This is a genomic window from Paraburkholderia azotifigens (assembly GCF_007995085.1).
GTDB lineage: Bacteria > Pseudomonadota > Gammaproteobacteria > Burkholderiales > Burkholderiaceae > Paraburkholderia > Paraburkholderia azotifigens.
The window spans coordinates 2,185,618-2,210,493 of sequence record NZ_VOQS01000003.1; the positions used below are offsets into that span (position 1 = coordinate 2,185,618).

At 64.2% G+C, this 24,876-nt stretch carries 20 protein-coding genes; 9 read left to right on the forward strand and 11 right to left on the reverse strand.

Annotation, left to right across the window (positions count from 1 at the left end; all coding sequences use genetic code 11):
- Positions 1-27 precede the first annotated feature (27 nt).
- Positions 28-813, forward strand: a complete 786-nt coding sequence (locus FRZ40_RS27035; protein WP_147236806.1) for an enoyl-CoA hydratase/isomerase family protein — start codon at positions 28-30, stop codon at positions 811-813.
- Between the two features lie 44 nt (positions 814-857).
- On the forward strand, positions 858-2,870 hold the full coding sequence (locus tag FRZ40_RS27040; RefSeq protein WP_028366329.1) for an acetyl/propionyl/methylcrotonyl-CoA carboxylase subunit alpha: 2,013 nt from the start codon (positions 858-860) through the stop codon (positions 2,868-2,870).
- Between the two features lie 22 nt (positions 2,871-2,892).
- Here the strand turns inward: FRZ40_RS27040 and FRZ40_RS27045 are convergent, their stop codons facing one another.
- Positions 2,893-3,681, reverse strand: a complete 789-nt coding sequence (locus tag FRZ40_RS27045) for a phosphate/phosphite/phosphonate ABC transporter substrate-binding protein (RefSeq protein ID WP_147236169.1) — start codon at positions 3,679-3,681, stop codon at positions 2,893-2,895.
- Between the two features lie 88 nt (positions 3,682-3,769).
- A complete protein-coding gene (locus FRZ40_RS27050) occupies positions 3,770-4,966 on the reverse strand; it encodes a glycosyltransferase family 9 protein (protein ID WP_147236170.1) in 1,197 nt (398 codons plus the stop codon).
- A 1,067-nt stretch (positions 4,967-6,033) separates the two neighbouring features.
- Here FRZ40_RS27050 and FRZ40_RS27060 point away from each other — a divergent pair.
- Positions 6,034-7,179, forward strand: coding sequence for a YncE family protein (locus tag FRZ40_RS27060; RefSeq protein WP_147236171.1), 1,146 nt, complete (start codon positions 6,034-6,036; stop codon positions 7,177-7,179).
- Positions 7,180-7,502: 323 nt separating this feature from the next.
- Complete coding sequence (locus FRZ40_RS27065; RefSeq protein ID WP_147236172.1) at positions 7,503-7,892, forward strand: hypothetical protein; 390 nt, start codon at positions 7,503-7,505, stop codon at positions 7,890-7,892.
- 12 nt (positions 7,893-7,904) lie between these two features.
- Here FRZ40_RS27065 and FRZ40_RS27070 read toward each other — a convergent pair whose 3' ends face one another.
- Positions 7,905-8,483, reverse strand: a complete 579-nt coding sequence (locus FRZ40_RS27070) for a DUF308 domain-containing protein (protein ID WP_147236173.1) — start codon at positions 8,481-8,483, stop codon at positions 7,905-7,907.
- A 373-nt stretch (positions 8,484-8,856) separates the two neighbouring features.
- On the opposite strand from FRZ40_RS27070, the gene FRZ40_RS27075 reads away from it, so the two are divergent.
- Positions 8,857-10,086, forward strand: a complete 1,230-nt coding sequence (locus FRZ40_RS27075; protein ID WP_147236174.1) for an acyltransferase family protein — start codon at positions 8,857-8,859, stop codon at positions 10,084-10,086.
- Here FRZ40_RS27075 and FRZ40_RS27080 read toward each other — a convergent pair.
- The 7 genes from FRZ40_RS27080 to FRZ40_RS27110 form a co-directional block, all read right to left on the reverse strand.
- Complete coding sequence (locus tag FRZ40_RS27080) at positions 10,076-11,089, reverse strand: fatty acid desaturase (protein WP_147236175.1); 1,014 nt, start codon at positions 11,087-11,089, stop codon at positions 10,076-10,078. The genes FRZ40_RS27075 and FRZ40_RS27080 overlap by 11 nt on opposite strands.
- A gap of 139 nt (positions 11,090-11,228) precedes the next feature.
- Positions 11,229-11,978, reverse strand: coding sequence for a CDP-diacylglycerol diphosphatase (locus FRZ40_RS27085; protein WP_028366321.1), 750 nt, complete (start codon positions 11,976-11,978; stop codon positions 11,229-11,231).
- 8 nt (positions 11,979-11,986) lie between these two features.
- Entirely contained in the window at positions 11,987-13,441 is a 1,455-nt protein-coding gene (iaaH, locus tag FRZ40_RS27090; protein WP_028366320.1) for an indoleacetamide hydrolase, read from the reverse strand.
- Positions 13,442-13,523: 82 nt separating this feature from the next.
- Positions 13,524-14,441 carry a ferritin-like domain-containing protein gene (locus FRZ40_RS27095; protein WP_147236176.1) on the reverse strand — a complete coding sequence of 306 codons (918 nt, stop codon included), beginning with the start codon at positions 14,439-14,441 and terminating at the stop codon, positions 13,524-13,526.
- A gap of 139 nt (positions 14,442-14,580) precedes the next feature.
- Positions 14,581-14,805: a transcriptional regulator gene (locus FRZ40_RS27100; RefSeq protein WP_147236807.1), complete on the reverse strand. Its 225-nt coding sequence runs from the start codon at positions 14,803-14,805 to the stop codon at positions 14,581-14,583.
- A gap of 393 nt (positions 14,806-15,198) precedes the next feature.
- Positions 15,199-15,870 carry an NADPH-dependent FMN reductase gene (locus tag FRZ40_RS27105; RefSeq protein WP_028366317.1) on the reverse strand — a complete coding sequence of 224 codons (672 nt, stop codon included), beginning with the start codon at positions 15,868-15,870 and terminating at the stop codon, positions 15,199-15,201.
- A 348-nt stretch (positions 15,871-16,218) separates the two neighbouring features.
- Positions 16,219-17,292, reverse strand: a complete 1,074-nt coding sequence (locus FRZ40_RS27110) for a toll/interleukin-1 receptor domain-containing protein (RefSeq protein ID WP_147236177.1) — start codon at positions 17,290-17,292, stop codon at positions 16,219-16,221.
- A gap of 350 nt (positions 17,293-17,642) precedes the next feature.
- Here FRZ40_RS27110 and FRZ40_RS27115 point away from each other — a divergent pair, with 350 nt between their 5' ends.
- Together FRZ40_RS27115 and FRZ40_RS27120 are read left to right on the forward strand one after the other, a co-directional pair.
- Positions 17,643-18,395 carry a lysozyme family protein gene (locus FRZ40_RS27115; RefSeq protein ID WP_147236178.1) on the forward strand — a complete coding sequence of 251 codons (753 nt, stop codon included), beginning with the start codon at positions 17,643-17,645 and terminating at the stop codon, positions 18,393-18,395.
- An 82-nt stretch (positions 18,396-18,477) separates the two neighbouring features.
- Positions 18,478-21,342, forward strand: a complete 2,865-nt coding sequence (locus FRZ40_RS27120) for a CHAT domain-containing protein (protein WP_158647034.1) — start codon at positions 18,478-18,480, stop codon at positions 21,340-21,342.
- Between the two features lie 54 nt (positions 21,343-21,396).
- Here the strand turns inward: FRZ40_RS27120 and FRZ40_RS27125 are convergent, their stop codons facing one another.
- Positions 21,397-22,182 (reverse strand): hypothetical protein, encoded by a 786-nt coding sequence (locus FRZ40_RS27125; protein WP_028366314.1) that lies wholly within the window; start codon positions 22,180-22,182, stop codon positions 21,397-21,399.
- 487 nt (positions 22,183-22,669) lie between these two features.
- On the opposite strand from FRZ40_RS27125, the gene FRZ40_RS27130 reads away from it, so the two are divergent.
- Positions 22,670-23,422, forward strand: a complete 753-nt coding sequence (locus FRZ40_RS27130; RefSeq protein WP_028366313.1) for an SDR family NAD(P)-dependent oxidoreductase — start codon at positions 22,670-22,672, stop codon at positions 23,420-23,422.
- A 97-nt stretch (positions 23,423-23,519) separates the two neighbouring features.
- Entirely contained in the window at positions 23,520-24,851 is a 1,332-nt protein-coding gene (locus tag FRZ40_RS27135; protein ID WP_147236180.1) for an MFS transporter, read from the forward strand.
- The last annotated feature ends 25 nt before the right edge of the window (positions 24,852-24,876 follow it).

Genomic DNA, 24,876 nt, shown 5'->3' on the forward strand with positions numbered 1-24,876 from the left:
CAAGGAGCCAATACCATGCAAAACGCGATGCAATACGAGAACCTCATCGTCGCGTTCGATAACGGCGTCGCCACGGTTACGCTGAATCGCCCGGACGTGCGTAACGCGTTCAACGAAGCGATGATCGCGGAACTCACGTCCGTGTTCAAAGCGCTGAACGAGCGCGACGACGTGCGCGCCGTCGTGCTTGCGGCGAACGGCAAGTCCTTCTGTGCCGGCGCGGACCTGAACTGGATGAAGAAGATGGCCGGTTACTCGGACGACGAGAACCGCGCCGATGCAATGCGTCTCGCCGATATGCTCGCGTCGATCTACCGCTGCAACAAGCCGGTGATCGCGCGTGTGAACGGCGATGCGTACGCGGGCGGCATGGGCCTGATTTCGGCGTGCGACATCGTGGTCGCCGTGGATAGCGCGAAGTTCTGTCTGTCCGAAGCGCGCCTCGGCCTCATTCCCGCGACGATCGCGCCGTATGTGATCCGCGCGCTCGGCGAGCAGGCATCGCGCCGTTACTTCATGACGGCGGAAGCGTTCGATTGCGCGACGGCGTATCGGCTCGGCTTCGTCAGCGAATGCGTGAGCGTCGACAAGCTCGACGAAACCGTGCAGCAGCTCGCGGCGACGTTGTGCGCGAACGGTCCGCAAGCGGTGAAGGCCTGCAAGCAGCTGGTGCACGACATCGCGGGCCGCGAAATCAGCGCGGCGCTGATCGAGGATACGGCGGTGCGGATTGCGAGAACGCGCGCGGGCGCGGAAGGGCGCGAAGGCGTCGCATCGTTCCTCGAGAAACGCTCGCCTTCGTGGCGCGGTTGATTCGAACGCTGCAACGGCACAGAACAAACTCATCGAGACACCTCATGTTCAACAAGATCCTGATTGCGAACCGGGGCGAGATTGCCTGCCGCGTCGCCGCGACCTGCAAGCGGCTCGGCATCACGAGCGTCGCGGTCTACTCCGACGCCGACGCGAACGCGAAACACGTCGCCGCGTGCGACGAAGCCGTGCATATCGGCGGATCGACGGCGGCGGAAAGCTATCTGCGCGTCGAACGCATCATCGAGGCGGCCATTGCGACGGGCGCGCAGGCCGTGCATCCGGGTTACGGCTTTCTGTCGGAGAACGAGGACTTTGCGCAGGCATGCGAGAAGGCAGGCATCGAATTCATCGGGCCGCCTGTCGAAGCGATTGCCGCGATGGGCTCGAAGGCGGCCGCGAAAGCGCTGATGCATTCGGCCGCCGTGCCGCTCGTGCCGGGCTATCACGGCGACGATCAGAACGCGGATCTGTTGCATCGCCAGGCCGATCAGATCGGCTATCCCGTGTTGCTGAAGGCGAGCGCGGGCGGCGGCGGCAAGGGCATGCGCGTGGTCGGGCGCACGGAAGATTTCACGGCGGCACTCGCGTCGTGCAAGCGCGAAGCGGCGAGCAGCTTCGGCAATGACCGCGTGCTGATCGAAAAGTATCTGACGCGGCCGCGTCACGTCGAAGTCCAGGTGTTCGCCGACAAACACGGCGGCGCGGTCTATCTGTTCGATCGCGACTGCTCGGTGCAGCGGCGTCACCAAAAGGTTCTCGAAGAAGCGCCTGCGCCCGGTCTGCAACCGCATGTGCGCCGCGCGATGGGCGAAGCGGCTGTCGCGGCGGCGCGCGCGGTGAACTACGTCGGCGCGGGCACCGTCGAGTTCATCATGACGGAAGGCGGCGAGTTCTACTTCATGGAGATGAACACGCGTCTGCAGGTCGAGCATCCCGTCACGGAGATGGTGACGGGGCAGGATCTCGTCGAATGGCAGTTGCGCGTGGCGGCGGGCGAACGGCTGCCGCTTGCGCAGGACCAGTTGCGTATCGAAGGTCATGCGATCGAAGCGCGCATTTACGCCGAGCATCCGGCGCGCGGCTTTTTGCCGTCGACGGGGACGCTGAAGCATCTGCGTATGCCGGAAGGCGTCGAGTTTTCGTTGGGCGTGGGCGGCGAGCGCGCGCCTGTGCGTATCGACAGCGGTGTGCGCGAAGGCGACACGATCACGCCGTTCTACGATCCGATGATCGCGAAGCTGATCGTGCACGGTGCGAGCCGCGAAGACGCGTTGAAGCGCATGAGCCAGGCGCTGCGCGGCTGCGAAGTGGTCGGGCCGCATACGAACGTCGAGTTCTTGCAGCGCATCGTGACGAGCGTGCCGTTTTCGACGGGCGATCTGGATACAGGCTTGATCGAACGTCATCACGACGCGCTCTTTGCACCCGTCAAGAAGCCGTTTCTCGAAGCGCTCGCGCTCGCGTGCGGCGCGTTGATGACGCGCGAAGGCGGTGTCGCGCATGGCGCATCGCCGTGGGATGCACTGTCGCACTGGCGTCTGAATGGCGGCTATACGCAGACGCTGAACTGGCGCGATGTCGAGAAAGACGCTGCATTTGCAGTGCTTTTCTCGCGCAACGGCGACACGCGCACGCTCACGCACGACGGCCGCACCGAGCCGTTCAGGTGGTGGTCGGGTGCAGGCCAGCATGAATACGGCGCGACGATCGGCGATGCGCATGTAACGGGCCGCGTGTTTATCGACGGCGATACGTTCCATGTGTTCTGCCGCGGCGAAGCGCTCGCATTCGAATGGCAGAACCTGCTCGCGCATGCCGCCGATGCCGAGCATGGCGAAGGACGCCTCACCGCGCCGATGCCGGGCAAGGTGATCGCGGTGCTGGTCGAACAGGGCGCAGCCGTCGAGAAGGGGCAGCCGCTCATCGTGATGGAGGCGATGAAGATGGAGCACACGATCGGCGCGCCCGCAGCGGGCAAGGTGGCGGAGGTGCTGTACGGTGTCGGCGATCAGGTCGCCGATGGTGCACAGCTGTTGGTGCTCGACGTCGAATAAGGCTTGTTTTAAGGGCTGGACGTCATGCGAGGCGCGCGTAGTTCGCTACGCGCGCCTCGCTTTCCATTTGACGGATGCTGTCGTAGGCTTCGGGCGGCAAGTTTGCGAAGCTCTTGAGTTTCAGGCGGCGCGCGCGTTCATGATCCGTCGTCAACGCTTCATGCAACGCGGCGCGCAATGCGCCCGCCTGTTCGCGCGAAACATGCTTCGATGCGATCAACGGCAGTCCGGGCGATGAGCGCGTGTAACCGATGCCGCGCAAACGGCCTGTCAGTTCGGGATACGCGTCGCGCGCGAAAGCCATCGTGACGCAATCGATCGCAGCGACGTCCGCCCGATTGTCCGCTACGGCATGCAGCGAGCCGAGATGTGAGCCTGTCTCCCGTGTCTCGCCGAAGAACCTGCCATCGCGTGCATACGGCGCCACCGTGTGCCGCAAGGCGTTGTAGCCGCTGTTCGAATCGGCGGCATTGAAGGCGGCGCGCGCGCCGCGGCAGGCTTCGATCGAATCGGATGGCGCGTCGCTGCGCGTCACGATCACGCTCGAATAGTTCGCACCGTCGCAGCCTGGTGCGTCGAATTCGGGTGTCGCAATCAGTTGCACATACTCGTTCAGACCGAGCACGTACGGATAGCCGCAAGTCTGTGACAGCAGCAGATCGGGACGCCGCCAGAACGCGTGCAGATCGTCCCGTTCGACGATCGCGGCGGCGGGTTCGACACGGCGCAGCACGTCAGCGAGCAGCGCGTGCCAGTCGGCTGCGAGCGCGGGCGAGACGTTGTACATCGGCAGGGCGGCGATCTTGTTCATGGAGGCGATTCTAAACGCGCCCCGCGCCTCGTGCATCGCGTCAGCCGCATTGTGCTGCGGCCCGGTCAGACACAGTGAAACGATGAAGTCATGCCGCTGCGCCCAGTTGCGTATGCGGTGCACCGGGTTTGTCCGGTTCGTGTGCTGCAACAGCCTGCACGAGCGCCTCCACGACGCGCCCGACAGCGGGCCATTCCTCCCGCCGCTCGCCTTGTGCCGAGCGCTCGGGTGCGACGCTGACGTAATGCGCCGGATAACCCCAGATGGCATCGTGCACATCCGGCTTCGTGATGCTGCCGCCGAGCACGGCGACCGTCGGACGACGGAACGCGGCGGCGACATGCATCAGCATCGTCGAGTTCGTCAGCACGACGTCCGCCTGTTCGACGAGCGCGAACGTGCTGCGCATCGGCACGTCGCCCGCGAGCGAACGGATGGCGACGCCCGGACCGGCTGCCGCGATGGCCTCGGCCGCGCGCGCCCGATCCGCCGTGCTGCCGACGATCACGATGTCGCACGCGCTGCCGTTCTGTTCGAATGCCTGCGCGATCTGCGCGAGCGCAGCGCCGGCTTCGCGCGCGGGCCACGCCTTGGCAGCCACGCCCGCGCCGACACCCGCGACGACGCGCACTGTGCGCCGCCCGGCAACCGTACCCGATGCCCAGCGTTGCGCGGCGTCCGCGCGCTCGTCGTCTGTCAGGAAAAGTTGGGGACGCGCCTCGGGCAAGTCGGTGGCGCCCAGCAGCTCGCCTTGCGCCAGCGCGGCGCGTCCGCATTGCCGCCGCGCATACACGACATGCGCCTGACACCCGCTGTCGCCGCCGCGATAGCCGCGCACGCCGATCCGGTAGCGCGCGCCGAGCCGCATCATCAGTATTGCGCCCATGTAGCTGCCCAGCACGTCGATCGCGACGTCGAAACCGCCTCGCGCCCGCAGTGCCGCGACCTGCGGCGAAGACCACAGAAAACGCAGCACGTTCTTGTGCGAGCGGTCCGCGACTATCTTGTTGTTCCAGGGCGCGTCGAGTTCGACGATTTCATCGACGTACGGATTGTTCTCCAGGATCGGACGCCCCCAGCTGCCGATGCCGGCTATCAGGCGCGTCGACGGAAAGCGCTTGCGCAGCGCATCGAAGAGCGGCGTGGTGGTGAGCAGTTCGCCGAAATCGTTTGGCCGCAGCACGAGAATCTCGCGCGGCGTGTCGCGCAGGGGATCGAAGCGCGGCGGATAGAAGCGGCTCATCAGCCAGACGGGCGTTTCGATCAGCTGATTTTTCCAACCCATGAGTGGCTCCCTGTTCGCTCGCAAGGACGAGGCGTCTCTGCGATTGTGCCGGGTTGTGCCCGCAGTCAAACGCCGAGGTTCCGCTCTTTTCGGTCATTCAGGCCGCATGTGGCCGATCGGCATCGCGCGCGCGAATACGGGCACGATCTCGAACGATGTCTATTGAAACAAGGACACGACAGCGGCGGCGATCGGCGTCAAATACGGCACCACGATCCCCGATGCGAACGGGCTGACGACTGCGCAGATGAGAAACCCCGCTTCGTTCATGTCGTACCACTTCGGCAAGACGGGTGGTTGGGCGATGCCGGCAGGCGCGACGCATCCCGTGTTGCGTTGGCAGATTGCGCAGTGAAAAATATGCGTCGGCGCTTTTTTGTTCTTTGACATAACGCGCGGCGAATGCTCTATTGTATTTATCCAGTCTTAGATTTAGCTTAAGAGAATCCGCTTTTCGGAATTCTGGGCATTTAATTTCGTCTAAACGTAATCGTTACCCGAATCATTCGTCTGCCTCATTAAAACAGAAATTGTTTCTTATTATGGCCGCTTATCGATTTGGCGAATGAACCCGACGCCAGGCGTTTTCCCTGACTTCGAGTACTTTTCTCGCAGCGTCTCTCGCTGCTTGCAGGAATTCGCGCTTTCTACTTCATAACCGGGCCTTACAGGGCTGCCGGATCTATCGTATGCAGCGGATCCGACGATCGGCGCATCGCCAGTCAATGTGCTCTGCGGCAATTCTTCCGTAGCGCAGGCAGGATCGAGTACTCCCTTCTATAACCAGATCGGCAACACAGGCAAATGCGGCATTGCACCGCGGTATGTATTGTCGCGGGATTTGCATCACTTCTCATTGTTATTCCGGATTTTTGACTTGCGTTGGATATTACAGAGCGGGTCAATTTTGATGAATGGATTATTTCTGCATCCATACATTCATTCAAGACTCGCTATAGAAACCATCAAATTATTTTTCTGTGCATCGTTACCGCTCATTCCGCATCCTTACCAGCGGCAGCACTCCAGCGTTTCCCACTCGTTTTGCCGCTCAAAGGAGCCGACTGATGAAAAAACCGCTAGTGGCCTTGCTATTCGTTGCGACGGCCTTGATCGCCGGATGCGGCGGAGGAGACAACTCCACTTCGACACCGGCGTCATCGACGCCCGCACCCACGCCGTCGAAGCTGCTGACGAACATAGCCGTGTCTAACTCCACGACGCCCGCGTTCAGCTTCGATATCGGCTATACGGAAGCGGGCAGGTACTATCTGGCGGACCGGAACAACAAATCCGTCGATGTCGTCGATACGAAATCGAATACGCTGATCGCGCAGATTCAAGGCGGTTTTGCGGGTGCAGGCGCGAGTACCGATGCGTCCGGGCCCGACGGCATCGTCGGCGTAACGGGGATGAGTACGCTGTACGTGGGCGACGTGGATTCCGTGAAGATCGTCGATACCGCCGCGATGAAAACGGTCAAGACGATTCCCATCAGCACCACTGGCTCGCGTGTCGACGAAGGCTGCTACGATCCCGACGATCATCTCATCATGTTCGCGAGCCCCGGCGAATCGCCGCCCTACGTGACCTTCATCTCGACCACGACGCAAGCCGTGGTGTCGAAACTGGTGTTCACCGGCTCGTCGGGACTGGAAGCCTGCACGTACGATCCCGCCTCGAAGAATTTCCTGATCAATAACGATGGCACGACGGCCAATCCGGACGGTGAACTCGACATCATCGCCGCGAGTTCCGTCACGTCCGGGACGCCCGTTGTCAGCAAGTCGTTTCCGCTCGGCAAATGCGAACCTTCGGGCATCGCGCTCGGTCCGAACAGCGATGTGCTGATCGGTTGCGATCCGTCCGCGGGCAGTCCGCTGATCACGCTGATTCTCGATCGCGACACGGGCTCCCAGCTCGCATCGATACCGTTTGGCGGAACGGACCAGGTCGCCTACGATCCCGCGTCGAACCGCTACTTCCTGCCCGCGCGGCATTGGGTAGCGAGCGGCACGGCGGCGGCATCGGGCTTCACGCCGCAAATGGGCGTGATCGACGGCGCGACGCGCAAGCTGCTCTACACCGTCGCGGTGGGAACGGGCGCGCATTCGGTTGCAATCGATAGCGGTCTCGGTCAGGTCTATGTGCCGTTCCAGGCCGGCTCGGGAGCGTTCCCGAACGGGGGAATATCGGTGTTCGCTACAAAGTAGTCGAGTCTTCATTCGGGCGATCGTCAGGCGCCGGACTTCGGTCGCCGAATCGCCTGGGCCAGCGGACGAGCATGGCGTCCGCTGGCCTTTTTCACTTTTACCGACCTGACGCAGCGTCGATAGTGGATCGCCGGGCGCGAAGGCTCATGAAAGGTTGTCGGTGGAAAATGGCAGAGACCCGCAACGGGCGGCTTTATCGCCAGTTGTGTGAAACGGGTCGGCTGGCTGTGCTCTCGCATGGCTGCCCCGATGCCAGGCCTGTTATTTGAAGTCGCCTTTCGCAAGCCCGTCTTTCTAACCTAACGACTACTGGAGCACTCGTCATGGAAGTCCAGCAACTGGTTTCTGAATTTCTCGCATCTGAGCATGGGAGTCAGGCGACGCAGGCGCTAGCCGATCAGGGTATCAATGCCGACGATGCCCAGCAGGTGCTGGGGCAGGTTGCAGAGACTGCACATGCTCACGTCGAAGAGCAGGGCGCAGGTCTGTTGGGCGAGCATCCGGGCAAGAGCTTCCTTGCTGCCTTTGCAGCCGGGCTGGTCAAAGGCGATGGCGTTTTCAAATCGCTCGAAGAGGGCGGCGAAGGCGTGCTGACGGGCCGTGTGGCGGAATCACTCGCGGCCCGAATGGGCATCGATCCATCGACGGCCTCAACGATTGCGGCCGCCGCTACGCCTTACGTCGTTGCTTTTCTCAAGGAACGGCTCGGTTGAATCGTCTGCGTTTCAAGGCGTCCGGATAACCTTGCCGCGCATCTGGCCGACTGACAGCCACACGGCAGAAACGAGAAAGTAGACGGCGCCGACGGCTGCATAGCCGGCCACTCGGCCCGTGGCCTGAAGCAGTGGTGCATGAGCTTGCGACAAGAAAAATGCCCCTGCCAGTGCGGACTGTCCGCCGCTGAGGATCATTGCCCATTGCGCGCCCATGCGCTTCCAGCGGCGGACGGCAGTGGCGAGTTGGAGCAATCCCGACAGGATGGCCCAGACGCCGAATACGCCCAGTACCCAGTTCAATTGCAATCCGGCGATGACAGCAATCGCCGTCGCGATGCTGACGACAACGTTGATGGCCTGGCTGCGATTGTCGGCCATACCGCCGCTGCGTGTCGCGTCGATGTAATTGGCCAGCGCATCCCACGCGGGATAGAGAACCAGCAGTGCCGCTGCGCCAGCCGGGAAACGCTGTCCGACGGAAAAAGCAAGGGCAACCCAGGCCGCGGAAAAAACAGTCCGTGCGAAGTAATAGCGTGTGAGCCAGCGCGCTTCCTGTACCCGTGTGAAATCTTCATCGCGATCGATCATTGCCACTCCCTGACGGTTTCCATGAACATGCCGGCAGTGAGAATCGCATCGGCCTTGCCGTTGCGGTATCGGTCAAATAACCGACCCTGACGCTCAGAGGCCATTGGGCGCGGCGACAAAATTGCCGAACGGGACCGATACGGGCGAACCGCTGTCCTGCCGATGCTTGCGCCTTTGCGAACGCTCACCGCGCACGAGAGGCGACACGCCAACACATAGCGTTTTCGTGCCGTGCAGTCTGTTAAATAACAACGTACCGCTAGTATTTCTTCGCAGACTGATACGCCGCACGGCACGCGCATTGCGGCGGTCGATCGTGAAGGAATCCGGTTGCGCTTTGCGCGATCAACTCAACGTCGCGGAGGCGCGCGTCATGAAAGAGAAGTTCTCCGTACTCGATCTGTTACGGTTCGGGCTCGCTCTTTATCTGACGCTTTTTCATTCGATTCATCAGTATCCGCAGAGCCGCGACCTTCCGTTGATCGAACTCGCCGGGATGGGCGGCTTTGTCACGAGTACTTTCTTCGTTCTTTCCGGCTTTATTCTCGCGCACGTCTATTTCCATGAATCAGCCTCGATGCGAGGCTCTCCAAGGACGTTCTTCGTCAAACGACTTTCTAACCTGTATGTGATCCACTTCATCGGGCTTCTGCTGTTCTTTGCGGTGGCTGTCGTCAGCACGCATGCAGTCACATCGGTTGCGCTGATGTCGCTCGACGACGGGCCGGAGCAGATGATCGCATTACCGCCCGCAGCGACGGCGTTGAACGTGACGCTCAATGTGTTGCTGCTTCAGGTCTGGAGCCCGTTGTATGGCTCGATCAATCCATCGTCGTGGTCGTTGGCCGTCCTGTTGTTTTTCTACCTGATCTTTCCATTCGCCGCGCCGCGTCTGCTGGCTGTTCGAAAGAAGCGGGCGTTGCTCTGTCTGCTATGGGGACTGTATCTCGGTGCACCTGTCCTTGCGAGCGCGCTGCATTGGTACGGACCCGTCGCGGTCGGCACGATTTTGCGGAACCCGGTATTGCGCTTGCCGGAGTTCTTTGGCGGAATTCTCTTATACGGTATGTACCGCGAGGGCACGCTCGCGCCCATTGCATCGACGTCCGGCCGACGCGTCGTTGCGTTGCTGTTTGTCGTGTGTTGCTTCGTGCCGGGCGCCTGGCTGATTGCGCATGGCCCTCTGTATTGGCGGTATCTCGTGCACAACGGCGCGATGCTGCCGGCGGAGCTGGTATTGATCGCGCTTTGCACGTCAGTCAAAGTGCCTGAAAAATGCGAAAGGCTCGCGTCGCGGCTTGGCAATTCCGCCCTGTCCATCTTTGCGATTCATGCGCCGCTGTTCATGCTCATGATCAAGGCAACCAAGCTGCTGTCGATGGGCGTTTCTCCCATTGAATGTGCAACGCACTTTGCAGCGTGCGCGGCCGCGTCGAAGGAAATCGTGCCGGGCATGGGCGGCTTGCCCTTGTATCTGATAGCCACCGCGATCGCAGCCGTCTATTTCCAGGAGCGCCTCGTCGTACCGTTGCGGGATTTCGTTCGCCGCAGGCTGTTATCGGCGAGGCACGCGCAAGCCGACCCGGATACCGCTAGCGCATGAGACGACGTGGGAGATGTCCCGCCCGTTCGGCGGAAACAACGGGAGTCACGCGGCTCGTGGCGGGCGCTGCACCATGCGCGGGATGCGCCACGGGCACCCACGCATAGAGGCCGGCCCATTCGCCATAGCCGTTGACGAGAAAACCTCCGCAGCGTTCGATGTAGTGCTGGCGAGACGTTTCGTATACCTGCCGAAGTGCGAACCAGGGCACGTGCGGCAGGTCATGATGAACCAGATGGTAGTTGTTGTTCAGAAACAGCAGACGCCAGAACCATGCGGCTTCGTTGATGACGGAACGCTGTTCGTGCGAAGCGGCGGCGCGATGCTCATGAAACGAGCGCACCGCGCTCAACGCCAGCGCCGGATAGCCGACACCCGCGATAAACAGCCACGGCGCAATCCCGCATGCGCGGTCTAGCCACGTCATCAGCACGGCGAGCGCAGCGAAATGCGCGAGCCATGCGGGCACATCGGACCAGTCGCCACGCAGCGGCTTGCGCAGCGCCTGAGTCGCCGTCGCCGCAATCGAGAACGCGGGGCCGAGCAGCACGCGTCCCCAAAACGTGTTGCGCGCGATGAGCAATGCGCGCGTCAGCGGTCCCGCGTGCCGCCACGTATCGCCGCTGACGAAATAGCTCTCGGGATCGATCTCGGGGTGCGTCAGATGCGGATCGTCGTGATGCTGCACATGCAGGTCGCGATACACGCGATACGGAAACCACACGGCGAGCGGCGCGAAACCGATCAGACCGTTCAAGCATGCGGAGCGCGTCGGATGCCCATGCAGCAGTTCGTGCTGCAGCGACATGTACCACGCGCTGAACAGGGCGAGCAGCGGAATCGCGGCGCTCAGACCGAGCGCGCGCGCATGGCTCGCGATAAAAAACCATCCGCCGTAGATCGTGGCGATCAGAAGCCACGTCGGCCATTCGGTGCGCCAGGTGAAGCTGTTGCGTCGTTGCGTGAGCGTCTGACGTTGTGCGTCGTCGAGATAGAAGGACATCGGCGGATCGGTCGTATTGCAGTCCAACCGATCCTAAAGGCGAGTCCGCCGCAGCCGAACCAATTTGTTCGGCAAAGCATGTGAGCAAAGCGGATTTGGCGCGGGTTATGCGCGTGGACTGAACAAATGCCCAGGGCCTTTACCGATGCATGCCGATCTCGCACGCGTGATCGAGGAGCGGTTCGGCCGTGCCGCTGCCGTCGTCGAGTTCCAGGCCGCTGTTGACGACCAGCCAGCCGTCCTTGTCGGTCGGCCCGGCACCCGTCACGAGGATGGTTTGCTGCGCCATCGCATCGCTGCCGTGACGGTCGCGCGCGACGATGCGAAACGGGTCGTCGTCGCCCGTCAGCGACAGCACGCGCATCACGCGGTATTTGCTGCCGTCGAGCGTCGTCCAGTGCCATTGGCCCGGCTCCACCGTGCTGAAGCGCGCGAGATCCTTGATGATGCCGTCGTGCATGCAGTCCATATGGATGTGCAACTGCTGCTGCGAGCGGCGGTACTTCGAATTGATCTCGAGGCCCAGCTGGTTCGGCGGAAACGTCAGGCCGATACGCGAGCCCACGTATTGCCGCGCGGCCCACGCGTCGGCCCAGTAGTCGGGCGCATCGGGGTCGAGCACGCTCGGACTTTCGATGCCCGTTACGCGGTCGGTCGGAATCAGCAGAAACTGTGTATTGCCGTTGATGTCCTTGAGGATCGCGTAGCGCTTCTGCAGATCGACGGTCGTGCAGAAGCCGGGACGGCCCGATGCGCGCGCGGCGGGCACGCATTGATGGTCGACGATATTCCAGAGTGCGTTGGGGTCGGCTGTCGCGATGAGCGCACAGCCGGACGTCCACAGTGCGACGGCAAGCGCCGCCAGGTGCCTGATGCGTGGTCGGATCATGAAAGAGGTCAGATAGTCGGAGCGGGCACCGTGCCGAGCAGCGCTTCGAACGCCATGCCGATCGCGAGCAGCCGGCGGTCGCTGCCAAGGGGCCCGTCCAGCTCGATGCCCACGGGCAAGCCTTCCTGCGTGAGTCCGGCGGGCAGCGAGAGGCCCGGAATGCCCGCATTGCTGGCGGGATCGGTATTGCGCAGATAGGCCGTCATTTCTTCGATAGCGGGCGCGCCGTCAATCGACACGATGGACGAGCCGTTCACTTCGTCGATGGGGACGGCCACCAGCCGCGTCGTCGGGAAGAGCAGGGCGTCGAGCCGTTCGGCCGCGAACGTGTCCGCGTAGTGCTGCTGCAATTGCGGACGCCACGTGTGCAGCGCGGCGGGATAGTGCTGCGCGAGCGCGCCCGCCAGCACGGCGTCGTAAATGTCGCGCACGTCGGGGCTCGCGATGCGCGCCGCGAGTTCGCCCACGGTCTTGACGGGCGCGTCGTTCGCGACGAGGTAGTCGCGCACGTCGTCGAGCGCTTCGTGAATCGCGATAGGACCACCCGTCTGCTCGTTCAGTGGGAGCAGGTCGGGCATTGCGACGGGCACGAAGGTGACGCCCGCCGCTTCGAGCTTCGTGAGTGCAGCGCGTGCGACGTCTTCCGTCGAGCGTTCGAGTTCGGCCCACAGCGGTTCGGGCAGACCGATGCGCAGCACGGACAGTTGCACGGCGGGCAGCGCCGTGTCGCCCGTGATCACGCCGTCGAGCAGCGCGACATCGGCGACGGTGCGGGCCATCGGCCCGACGGTGTCGCGCGTGTGGCTGATGGGAACAACGGCCTGCGGATCGTGATAGCGGCGCTCGGCGCCGCCGTTGCCCACCGACGGCCGGAAGCCCGCGATGCCCGTGAGCGCGGCGGGAATGCGCGTCGAGCCGCCCGTGTCGCTGCCGAGCCCGGCGGGCGAGATGCGCGCGGCGACAGCCACGGCCGTGCCGCCCGACGAACCGCCCGCGATCAGCGACGGGTCATACGGATTGCGCACCGCGCCCGCATGCGGGGCCAGATTGGTGCTCGTGATGCCGAACGCGAGTTCGTGCATATTGGTCTTGCCGAGCACGATCGCGCCCGCATCGGTCAGCTTGCGCACGGAGGGCGCGTCCGTCTTCGGCTTGAAGCCGTCGAGCGCGGGCGTGCCGGCCGAAGTGAGAAGGCCTGCCGTATTGATGTTGTCCTTGATGACGACGGGCAGGCCCGCGAGCGGAAGACGGGCTTTTTCGTCAGGGGGCAGGGCGTCGATGCGTTTCGCGGCGGCGAGCGCGCCTTCCATGTCGATCGCGGTGAAGGCGTTGAGCGTGTCGAGCGCGACGGCGCGTGCGAGCAAGGTCGCGACATAGTCGGTTGCGCGAAGGCGCCCCGACTGGATGGCTTCGACGGCCTGGGTTGCCGTCAGCGCGAGTTGCTCATCGACGGTCCATTGCATGTGGTCTGTCTCCCTCGGTCAAAACGTGTCGTGAATGCGCCCGCGTGCGCGGAAGCGCGGCACGTTCATGGGCGTCTTCTCTTCAATTGCGCGGCGGCTTGCCCATGAAACGCAGCGCGAGGCGCGCGAGCTTCGGCACGAGCGTCGGACGTACGAGCCGTTTGTCGTAGCCGGCCATCCGTTGGTCGTTTTCCTGGAGACAGAGTTCGATCAGTTGACGCGTCGAGAGCGACTGGCCGATGTTCGAGCTGTTCGCGGCGAGGAAGTTCGAGTCGTGCGCGACGCCGTTCGCGTCGATGCCTTTCGCGATCGCGACGCGATCCCAGATCAGCTTGATCCAGATCGCGCCGACGCGCAGCGAGTGCCACGGGCGGCGCCACCACGGCATCGTGCGGCGATACCACGCGACCCAGTTGATGAAAAAGAGGATGTGGCGTGCTTCCTCCTGAATGACGGGCTCGAACGTTTCGACGAGTTCTTCGGGGAAATAGCCCGACAGCTGCGCGGAGCGAAACAGGCCGAATGCGAAGAAGCTGTCGATGCACTCGCTGTAGCCCGTGAACATCCATGCCCATTCGGCGTCGCGGGGAGCGGGATATTCAGGTTCGGGCGCGAGTTCGATGCCGTATGCGGCGACGAGACGCGACAGCACATGCTTGTGGCGCGCTTCTTCGGCCGCGTCCATTTCGATCGCTTCGCGCACCAGCGAATCCTGCACCTGCGCGGCGTAAGTGGCGACGCGGATCGACGCGCGGCCTTCCGTCTGCACGGCGATGTCCCAGATGGGCAGCGACGTGATGCGCTTGAGCGCATCGGGCGGCAGCTGCGGCCAGTCGATCACGGCGGGCTTGTATGGGTTGTGCGTTTCGAGCAGCATCCGGCAGAACATCTGCTTGTGCGCTTCGGAGCCGATCCGCATGCGCGCCTGGCCGTCGAAGGTCCAGTGGCGCAGCGCATGATCATGAGCGGCTTCTGCTTCTGTGATCAGGGTGTCTGACATGTCAGGCGGAATCTTTGGCTAGTTATTCCGGCTATTCTGTCATAACCCTTCATTTTGTGGCGTCGAGCGGGCGTGTGCCGTGCTCCTGCGCGCGTGTTACGCGCCGCGCGACGTCAAAAATTGCAATACTGCGCTGCGTTTATTGATGGCTGTCGATCCATAGGCGCCCCCAACGGAACGCGTACGCGAGTGCGTGTTCCTCGTCGAAGAAGTAATCGAGCGCGTCGAATGAGTACGCATGGCCGCCGCTGGCGGGCGTGGTTTTTTCGATGGTGAGATTCGCCGCGAAGAGACCGTTTGGCAGGCGCTGTGCGGCAGGCGCGACTTCGTAGCCTTTGTAGCGGATGTGCCGGTTGCCCCGCAAGGCCTTCTCCGGCTTCGGATGTTCGGAGCTTGTCCGAAAGTTGTTTGGATTCTTCATTGCACTGCTCCCTGCTGCTGATCGTCCCGCAAAGCGTAAGCGACCCCGTTCGACGACTGAACCAACGATTCGTCGGAAGCAAATCAGGCCGGGGAAGCTTTACGTTTTCTCGAGGGATCTGCTTGGGGAACCGCTGGGTACGGCTCGATTTTGAGGCGTGCGCGTTCGATTGCGCGTGCGGTTTCGTACAGTGCGCGGAAGGTTTCAGCCTTGCCCGCTAAGGTATGCGAACGAGATTCGCCCAAACGCCAAAACGCCCTGCGCCGCGTGAAAGCGGCGGTTGGCGTTCGTTAAAGTGAAAGCGGCAGTGGTAGCAGCAGTGACGGCAGCGGCAGATCAATTCGCCAGCGCCAGAACCCGCGAACCGTGCGCATCGTCGGCATCATCCGATGACGCAGCGTGCGCCGCGACACTGCCCGCATGATGCGAGCGAAATGCGAGCGCGAATTGCGCAGCCTGCTGGCCGACCGTCGACAGCTGATCGACCACTTTCGGATCGGAGCAGGTGTCGGCCGTTTCGAAGCGCGTTTCAAGCGTGTTGATGCCCGCGCCGAACGGCGTCGGCCAGCCCCGCAACGCATGCACGATCGAACGCAGCGACGTCAGCACGGAGCCCGCCGCCTGCCATCCGTACGCCGTGACGATGCAGCCGACCGCGCGGCCGTCCAGATAGGGACGCTCGTCGGCGCGCAGTTCTTCCAGCGTATCGAGGGCGTTCTTCACGAGGCCCGATACGCCGCCGTGATAGCCGGGTGTCGCGATGATCAGCGCATCGGCGCGACGCACGGCCTCGATCAGTTCGAGCTGCTCGGCGGTACGCTGCGCGCTCTCGGGTGCATAGTGCGGCAGGGCATGCAGAAATGCGCCCCCAAACAGACGCGTGCGCGCGCCGGCCTGTTCGGCGCCGCGCAGCGCGAAGCCGAGCGCGCGTTCAGTAGACGATGCAGCGCGCGTGGTGCCGCCGATGCCGATCACGAGCGGGCGGCGGTTCTGGTCGAAACGGGTCAACTTCAAGCTCCTTGCTGCAGTGGCGGCCGGCCGGATGCATGTTCGAACCATGCGGCATGTTTCCCATGCGAACGGGCGATGGGCCTGAACCGCCATGTTAGTGACCGATGGTAGCAGCGGGAAACGACTTTTTGTTCTAACGATATAACCGCGTCAGGGTTATCGGCTGCATGCGCCGGCCTGGATTGCTTGTGCAAAAGGCTTGGTTGGAACGCATGCTGGACGGTGCCAGAATGGGACCGTCTCCTCCATGAGAACTCCTTGACATGGGATTAGCCCCGGTTTCGCAAGAATCCGGGGCTTTTTTTGCCTGCGCGGAACGGGAGAGGGCGCGGCCCGATGCGCGGGCTACTGCGGCGGCAGGGGCACGATCCGCCGTGCGCCGAGGGTGTTGTCGTTGGCTGTCATGTCCCGCGATTCGGGCGTCACGCATACGACGTCGCCATCGAACGCATTACGCCAGACGAAACCCGTCTTGCAGGTGTCGGGACCATATGCGCCGCCATTGGGCGAGCGGTTTTCGCTTGCTGCCCTGTTTTCGGCAAGGATGCGGTTTTGCGTTTCCGGTGTCACGCACACCTTGTCGCCGGGTTCCGCCTGGCGCCAGATGAAGGGCTTCACACACGCGCCGCGCGCATGCGCCGCCCGCTGCAATTCCTTCCTCGACACCATCTGGTCCGGCGGGTTATGCGGCTGCGAAGCCGCCGTCTGCACGGGCTGGGAGGCAGGCTGCGTATCCGCCTTCGCGTCGTGGCCGGGGCCCGACAGCTTCAGTAGGACAGCGCCCATCAGCGCGACGGCGGCAACGGCGCCGCCGATCGTCCAGATGCGCTTGCTGCCACTGCCCGTGTTGGTGCGAGTATCACGACGGCCATCACTTGCGCTACTGCGGCTACTTCCGCCCGTATCTGACGCTTGCGCGGTGCGCGACGTATCCGTCGCCACGTTGTCTGCGTTGTCGTTGTCCGCATGCTCGCGCAATGCGTTGATCAGCAATTGCAGATCGCTGTCCCAGCGCGCGTGCGTCAGTTCGACGGAATTGCGGTAGGCGAGATCCTTGATGTCGGCGGGCAGGTCGGCTTCCTGCGGCATCGTCGCGCCTTGCACCAGAACGGGTATCACCGTCACGCCGCGCTTGAGCGCCGACGCCGTTTCGATCCGCACGAAGTCGGTCGGGTTGTCGAGACGCCGCTTGCCGTCGCGATCCGTCACGGTGAGCCAGGTCCGGCCGATCAGCGAGAGCAGCACCGCGCACTTGTCGATGTTCGTTTCGATGGCACGCCGGAAATCGGCGCCCGGTTCGATCGTCGCGACATCCATGAAGACCGTGTGTTCGCCGAATACTTCGCGCAGCGATTCGAACAGGCGTCCCGCCTGGCCTTCCGAGTCTTCGCGCCGGTAGCTGATGAAAATGGGCCGCATCGAACGATTCCTCCCCTCAACGGGTTGAACGGCGAGCCGATCCTTCAATTCAAACGCTTTCATTAAAGCAGAGCGAGGCGCGTCCTGTTAGCGTCGTGCGGCGCATCCCGACGCCGATGTGATGGAAGACGCCCAACACGTTTCCCGCGCAACCGTCCTCGACAGTCCCACACCCCAGCACCGACGCGAACAGGCTTCTGTTCGGCAGCGCTCAGAACGCACAATCTGGCCTTGGCAATGCAGTGTGCTTTGCTATGCTCGTTGAAGCCTGGACGAACCGGCCGATCTGTCAGGCACACATCCGCTGGCGCACACGCGCCTCACTGTTCGTGCTTGTCCGGAGTTCCCCCATGAGTGCATTCGACACCTTGCTCGCGCAGACCATCCAGTCCGCCGAACTGCTTTCCGACACGGGTTCAAACGAAGAACGCAAGGAATACGACGAGACCAATCCCACTTTGCTGCCAACGCGCCGCGCGGCGTTGCCTGCCATTTCCGACAAGGCCGTCGAGCTGATCGTCACGTTCGAGGTCACGAGCGAGGCCGCGTACAACCGGCTCTATACGCATCCCGTGTGGCCGGAAGGACAGTCCGGCTGCACGGTCGGGATCGGCTACGACCTCGGCTATGTCGACGCGCAGCACATGTCGGCCGACTGGGGCGCCGCGCAGCTCGCCCCCGCCGACATCGCGACGCTCGGCGGCGTGTGCGGTCTCAAGGGTACCGCCGCGCAACAGGCGCTGCCGCGCGTGAAGTCGGTGAGCGTGCCGTTCGCCGCGGCGAACACCGTCTTCAGACAGGTCACGTTGCAACGCACGATCGCGCAAACCATCGCGAAGCTGCCGAACGCCGCCACGCTCAAGCCCGATTGCCTGGGGGCGCTGGTGTCGCTCGTCTATAACCGCGGGCCGTCGTTCGGCGCGAGCGGCGACCGCTACACCGAAATGCGCGCGATCGCCGCCGATGTCGCCAGCGGCAACCTCACGGACATTTCCACTCAGCTGCGTTCGATGAAACGGCTCTGGGCGAACCAGCCGAACATGCAGGGTCTCGTGCGACGCCGCGAACTCGAAGCGCTGTTGTTCGAAGAGGGGCTCGGCTGATTCGTTCTTCATGGTGGGCCCTTCGCCTGGGCCCACCTTCGACGTGTCGGATCGGGCGCCGCACCGCCCGACGGAGTGCAGCGTGCAAAACATCGAACCGTCCGTGCCGTCACACGTGCTCGCGGAACTCCCGCAGCCGCAAGACGCATCCGCTGCCGACGCAGGCAAGCGCCTGAAGATCAGCATCGTCAACGGCAATCTGCAATTCGTGCAGGAAGCGCTGCTGCTTGGCCACTATCGCGATGCGTCGTTGACGGGCGTGGAGCGTGTCGTCGACGGTCTGATGGGCGGTGCGCTCAGCACGTCGATCCGGCTCGGGCGCTATCCGCAACATATCGGCACGCAGCAGGTGTTCGTCAACGCGGGCTTCCGTTCGCCGCATCCGTTCCGGCTGCCGCGTCCCGCCGGGCTGATCGTCGTCGGACTCGGCAGCGAAGGGCAACTGCGCGCTGCCGATCTCGTCACGACCGTGCGGCTCGGCGTGATCGCGTGGTCGCAACGGCTCGCAGAAAACGCACCCGACCGCGCCGCGCCATTCGTGCTCGCGGCGACGCTGACCGGCAGCGGTGGTTTGGGCATCGCGGCGGGACAGGCGGCGCGGCTCGTTGCCGAGGGCGTGCGCGACGCCAACCTGCGTCTGCGGCTGACCGACTGGCCGTGCGTCGGCCACTTGCGCCTGATCGAGCTGTACATGGACCGCTCGACGGAAGCGTGGCGTTCGCTGAAGCTGCTCGAACAGGCGAGTCCCGACTGCTACGCGATCGATGACGCCGTGAGCGATGGCACGGGCGGCCTGAAGCGTCCGCTCGACAGCAGCTATCGCGGCGCGGACTACGACCTGATCAGCGCCATTACGCAAAATGACGCGTCGGGCGAAACGAACATCGTCTATACGCTCGACACGCGCCGCGCGCGCACCGAAGTCCGCGCGACGGCCACGCAAGGGCGTCTGCTCACGCAGCTGGTGAAGGCGGCATCGAACGCGGACAACGACGACGCGAACCTCGGCCTCGTGCTCTATCAGCTGCTCGTGCCGCGCGAAATGCAGCCGTTCCTCGCGGGCGGCTCGGAGATGCAGATCGAAGTCGACAGCGGCACGGCGGGCATCCCGTGGGAAATGCTCGACAGCGCCGCGAATGCGCCGCAGCGCAACGCCAACTCGCCGCGTCCGTGGGCGATCCGCGCGAAGCTGTTGCGCAAGCTGCGGACGGGCGATTTCCGTCATCGCGTCGACGACGCAAACCGCGAAGCGCAGATTCTCGTGATCGGCGAGCCGTATGTCGGCGATCCGCGCTATCCCGCGCTGCCGGGCGCGCGGCAGGAGGCCGACGCCGTGGCGCAGATGCTGGGCGGGCGCCTCGGCCTCGCGAGCGTCACCGCGCTCGTCGCGCACGCGGACGGCGAGCGCGGTCCCGACGCGCGCAGGATCGTCAGTACGCTGCTCGAGCGCGACTGGCGCGTGCTGCACATCTCGGGGCACGGCGAGCCGCCCGCCGACGAAGCGAATCCCGTCGGCGCCGGCGACGACCGTTTGCGCGGCGTGGTGCTGTCGGACGGCATCTTTCTCGGGCCGCGCGAGATCGGCATGTTGCAACGCACGCCGCAACTCGTGTTCGTGAACTGTTGCTATCTGGCGGCGCGCAGCGGCGATCAACTGCTGGCCGCGGGCACGCCCGCATACGACCGGCCGCGTTATGCCGCGAACGTCGCGGAGTCGCTGATCCGCATCGGCGTGAAGTGCGTGATCGCGGCGGGCTGGGCCGTCGACGACGAGCCCGCACAGAAGTTCGCGACCACCTTTTATGAGCGGCTTCTCGGCGGCGAGCGTTTTCTCGATGCCGTGGCCGCCGCGCGCGACGCGGCGTGGCTGTGCGGCGGCAACACCTGGGCTGCGTATCAGTGCTACGGCGACGCGAACTGGACGCTCGACGTGGCGGAGAGCAGCGTGAGCGTGCGCGAACCTTCGCACGACGAGCGCTATGCGGGCATCGCGTCGGCGGTATCGCTGGTGCTCGCGCTCGAAGAACTCGAGACGGGCGCGCGCTTCGAAGCGCCGGGCTCGACGGGACGCCTGCAATACCTCGACACGCGCTTCGGCAAGCGTTGGGGATCGCAGGGCAACGTCGCCGAAGCGTTTGGCCGCGCGTGGGCCGCCGCGAAGAACGACGACCAGGCTGTCGCGTGGTACGCACAGGCAGTGAGCGTCGGCGATGGCCGCGCGACCTTCAATGCGACCGACCAGCTCGCGAACCTGCAGTGCCGGCTGGCGTGGACCGCGTTGAAGGCGAAGGCGGCGCAGCCGGGCGGCGCGTCGGCGGACGATATCGGCGCAGCGCGCAGCCGGATCGGCGCCAGTCTGCGGTTGCTGGAATCGCTGCTCGCCGTGCAGCGGACGGTCGAGCGCGTGAGCATCTGCGCGTCGGCGTACAAGCGCATCGCGCTGACCGGGCGCGTGGCGGGCGACGCGGCGGCCGAGTCCGCGGCGATCGGCACGATGCGCGACCTGTACCGCGAAGCAGAGCAGCTAGGCGACGCGCGCGGCGACGCGTCGACGTTCTATCCGCTGATGAACCGGCTCGCGGCTGAATTGATGTGCGGCATGGGCGCGGACGGCGCGAGCGGTTTCGATGCGGATTCCGTCGGCAGGTTGAGACGCATGCTCGAACAGCAGGCGCACGACGAGCCGAACTTCTGGAACATCTCGGCGGGCACGGAATTGCGCCTTTACGAAAGTCTCGCCGCGCAGCGGCTCGACAGCGATCTTGCCGCGATCCGCGCGGATTTCGCCGATCTGCACACGCGCGTGCCGTCGCCGGGCTACTGGAGTTCGGTGCTCGACCAGTGCGATTTCGTGCTGAACCGCTACGTGAACCAGGCCGCCGCGAGTGACGCCGAGAAGGCGGCCGCTGCGCAGTTGCTGGCGCTGCTCGGGAAGTGGGTGGACTGAGCCCGACGGAACGGATGGAGCGCCCGGCCGCGCACGCGCAGCCGGGCAGGCGCTTCAGGACAGATCGGGTAGCGCGCTCAGATAGCTGCTCGTGAAGCTCGCCACTTTCTTTTGCAGCGTGTCTTGCACGGCGTCGAGCACGGACAGGTTGATCTGCGCATTCGTCGAGAAGCGCTTCAGGTTCGCCTCGTTGCTCTTCACCTTGACGAACAGCACTTGCGTGACCGTCGTGCTCGCCGATAGCGAGAAGGCCATCAGCGACACGGTGATATTGCCGTCGGCGTCCGGTTCTGCAAGCGCGATCTGGAAGCTCGCGGTATTCGCGCGCCGGCTTTCGCGATTGAAGAGCGTGATCCACGGCGTGGACGTGTCCATCGACTGCAATGCCTTGAGCGTCGCCTGGATCAGCGGCGCGGCGGCGACGGCGCCCGGGCCGAGCAGCACGGCCGCGACGGCCATGATCGCCTCGTGCACGTCGAGACCGGCTTCGTCGGACACGTAGTCGGTCAGTTCGCAGGTTTGCACGAGCCAGCCGAGGTTCGCGAGCACGCTGCCGTAGCCGTGATACCAGTTCTGCGTGTCGTCGGGCGACACGCCCTTGTGTTTGAGGATCAGTTGCGCGAGCAGCAGCGAGTCGGCGACGGCCTGACGACGGGCGGCGGAAATGCCCGCCTTGAACGAGACGACGCCGGAACCGGCGACGACCGCCTGGTCCTTCGACGCATCGAAGGCAGGCGGCGGATTCGCTGTATCGGTTTCGCCGCCGCGCCGGCGATGCGGCGTGGGCAGCTGGGCATCGTTCACGAAGGCGGTCGCTTGCGCGGCAGTTGGAGCAGTCATGATGAAACTCCCATGCGGAATGAGAATGGACGGTGGAAGTGTCTGGCGTGGGGGCGCGGGCGGGCGCATGGATCGGCCATCGGCTGCGGCCGGTGTGCCTGTGTCGGCACGTTCAAACAGGGTAGGTCAAGCGTGATCGATGGTTGGGCATTTTTCCGCGAAGCGTTCGGAAACCCACACTGGCTGCGACTTGCGCCGTCGACGATTCACCCGGCGTCGGCAACGACTGGGAAACGAACTCCATCCGACGGGCGACGGCTACGAAAAAAATAAATGGCGCCGCGTGACGTTGAACGGATCTTCTCCGTGCCCGGGATCGCCTGGCCATCGATCCGCTTTTGTTATCACCCCATCCAACAGTCGAATTGTTCCCGTATCGGGCACCGATTTATATTGCGTACACCGCGGGCCGTAGCTGATTCACGGTCCATACAGAACGAATGCGCGGCGGGATCATGCCGCGCATCAGGAGCTCAGGAGCGCAAGCATGAATCGAATCGATCTGGAGGGGCGTGTCGTCGTCGTGACGGGCGGTGCGCGCGGCATCGGCTATGCGGTGGCGCAGCGTGCGCTGCGTTCGGGCGCGTCCGTCGCGCTGTGGGACCTGGACGCCGGGCGGCTCGCCCGCAGCGAGCGCGAACTGGGCGAACTCGGCAAGGTCGCCGCCGTCACCGTCGATCAAACAAAGGAAGCGCAGATCGAAGCGGCCGTCAGCCAGACGCTCGCCGCGTTCGGCGCGATCGACGTGCTGATCAACTGCGCGGGCATCACGGGTGGCAACGGCACGACGTGGGAACTCGAGCCCGATGTGTGGCGGCAGGTGATCGACGTGAATCTGATCGGCCCGTACCTGGTCTGCCGCGCGGTCGTGCCGCAGATGCTCAAGCAGGGTTACGGACGCATCGTCAATATCGCGTCGGTGGCGGGCAAGGAAGGCAATCCGAACGCGTCGCACTACAGCGCGTCGAAGGCGGGGCTGATCGGCCTCACCAAATCGCTCGGCAAGGAACTCGCAACGAAGAACATCCTCGTCAACGCCGTCACGCCGGCCGCCGCGAAAACCGAAATCTTCGATTCGATGAAGCAGGAACACATCGACTACATGCTCTCCAGGATACCGATGAACCGCTTCCTGCTGCCCGAGGAAGCGGCTTCGCTGATCCTGTGGCTCGCGTCGGAAGACTGCGCGTTCAGCACGGGTTCGGTATTCGATCTGTCGGGCGGGCGCGCGACTTACTAGTTCGACTGCCTGGTCAGCCTGTTGGCAACGACTACGAAAACGGCGGCACATGCATGCCGCCCGGCCTTCGCACGAAGGCCACTGGAGACACGACACGATGAACCGGACATCATCCGAGGCGACGCTCGACGCCACCGTCAGCCAGGTCATGCGGCGCCTGTTGCCGTTCCTGCTGCTCATGTACGTGCTGGCGTTTCTCGACCGCGCGAACATCGGCTTTGCGCAGAAGGCCTTGCAGCACGACACGGGCATTTCGAACGCGGCGTTCGCGTTCGGCGCGGGCGTGTTCTTCGTCGGCTATGCGCTGTTCGAAGTGCCGAGCAACCTGCTGCTGCATCGCGTCGGCGCGCGGCTCTGGATGTGCCGGATCATGGTGACATGGGGCCTCGTGTCGGCGGCGATGAGCCTTGCGCACACGGCGACGGCCTTCTATACGTTGCGCTTTCTGCTCGGTGTCGCCGAAGCGGGCTTCTTTCCGGGCGTCATCTATTACCTCACGCGCTGGTTTCCGCAGTCGGCGCGTGCGCGCGCGGTCGGCGTGTTCTATTTCGGCGCGCCGCTTGCGTTCATGTTCGGCAGTCCGCTGTCCGGTTTTCTGCTCGACCTGCATGGCGCGCTGGACCTCGCGGGCTGGCAGTGGCTGTTTCTGATCGAAGGCGGGCTGGCGTCGGTGGTCGGCGTGTGGGCCTTCTTCTATCTCGACGACCGGCCAGAAGACGCGCGCTGGCTCACGCCGGATGCGCGCAAGACCTTGCGCGCCGCGCTCGACGACGACGCGCGCGCGGCGGCCGCGCATGGACCGCACAACCTGCTGGCGGCGCTCGTCGACGGGCGCGTGCTGCTGCTGTCGGCGATCTATCTGCTGATCCAGATGAGCGTGTACGGCGTGATCTTTTATCTGCCGCAGCAGGTGGCGGCACTGATGGGCGAGTCGGTCGGCCTGCGCGTCGGTCTCGTCGCCGCGGTGCCGTGGATCTGCGCGCTCGCGCTGACGTGGTACGTGCCGTGCCGCGCCGATGCGACGCACACGCACGGGCGCTGGGCCGTCGTGCTGCTGGTGCTCGCGGGATGCGGGATCGGCGTGTCGGGTGTCGCGCATAGCCCGCTCGCAGCCTTGCTCGCGCTGTGCTGCGCGGCGAGCGGCTTCATCGCGGCGCAGCCGCTCTTCTGGACCTTTCCGACGCGCTATCTGACGGGCGCGGCGGCGGCAGGCGGGATCGCGCTGATCAACTCGCTCGGCAGCCTCGGCGGCTTCATCGCGCCGACGCTGCGCACGAGCGCCGAGCACGCGTTCCAGTCGACGGCGGCGGGTCTCTTGCTGCTCGGCGCGGCGAGCCTGCTGGCGGCGCTGCTGATCGGCACGCTGATGCGTCGCGACGCGAGCCGCGACACGTCCGCATTCCCGCAACCCATTCATCGCGCCCGCTGAGGCGAGGCGCGCGCAACCCACGAAC

Excerpts from the sequence above, each read along its gene's own strand:
- FRZ40_RS27115 (WP_147236178.1), top strand. The coding sequence starts at position 17,643 with ATGAGTGCATTCGACACCTTGCTCGCGCAGACCATCCAGTCCGCCGAA.
- FRZ40_RS27070 (WP_147236173.1), bottom strand. The coding sequence starts at position 8,483 with ATGATCGATCGCGATGAAGATTTCACACGGGTACAGGAAGCGCGCTGG.
- FRZ40_RS27075 (WP_147236174.1), top strand. The coding sequence starts at position 8,857 with ATGAAAGAGAAGTTCTCCGTACTCGATCTGTTACGGTTCGGGCTCGCT.
- FRZ40_RS27125 (WP_028366314.1), bottom strand. The coding sequence starts at position 22,182 with ATGACTGCTCCAACTGCCGCGCAAGCGACCGCCTTCGTGAACGATGCC.
- FRZ40_RS27045 (WP_147236169.1), bottom strand. The coding sequence starts at position 3,681 with ATGAACAAGATCGCCGCCCTGCCGATGTACAACGTCTCGCCCGCGCTC.
- FRZ40_RS27110 (WP_147236177.1), bottom strand. The coding sequence starts at position 17,292 with ATGCGGCCCATTTTCATCAGCTACCGGCGCGAAGACTCGGAAGGCCAG.
- FRZ40_RS27040 (WP_028366329.1), top strand. The coding sequence starts at position 858 with ATGTTCAACAAGATCCTGATTGCGAACCGGGGCGAGATTGCCTGCCGC.
- FRZ40_RS27080 (WP_147236175.1), bottom strand. The coding sequence starts at position 11,089 with ATGTCCTTCTATCTCGACGACGCACAACGTCAGACGCTCACGCAACGA.
- FRZ40_RS27095 (WP_147236176.1), bottom strand. The coding sequence starts at position 14,441 with ATGTCAGACACCCTGATCACAGAAGCAGAAGCCGCTCATGATCATGCG.
- FRZ40_RS27085 (WP_028366321.1), bottom strand. The coding sequence starts at position 11,978 with ATGATCCGACCACGCATCAGGCACCTGGCGGCGCTTGCCGTCGCACTG.
- FRZ40_RS27035 (WP_147236806.1), top strand. The coding sequence starts at position 28 with ATGCAATACGAGAACCTCATCGTCGCGTTCGATAACGGCGTCGCCACG.
- FRZ40_RS27135 (WP_147236180.1), top strand. The coding sequence starts at position 23,520 with ATGAACCGGACATCATCCGAGGCGACGCTCGACGCCACCGTCAGCCAG.
- iaaH (WP_028366320.1), bottom strand. The coding sequence starts at position 13,441 with ATGCAATGGACCGTCGATGAGCAACTCGCGCTGACGGCAACCCAGGCC.
- FRZ40_RS27130 (WP_028366313.1), top strand. The coding sequence starts at position 22,670 with ATGAATCGAATCGATCTGGAGGGGCGTGTCGTCGTCGTGACGGGCGGT.
- FRZ40_RS27065 (WP_147236172.1), top strand. The coding sequence starts at position 7,503 with ATGGAAGTCCAGCAACTGGTTTCTGAATTTCTCGCATCTGAGCATGGG.
- FRZ40_RS27050 (WP_147236170.1), bottom strand. The coding sequence starts at position 4,966 with ATGGGTTGGAAAAATCAGCTGATCGAAACGCCCGTCTGGCTGATGAGC.
- FRZ40_RS27060 (WP_147236171.1), top strand. The coding sequence starts at position 6,034 with ATGAAAAAACCGCTAGTGGCCTTGCTATTCGTTGCGACGGCCTTGATC.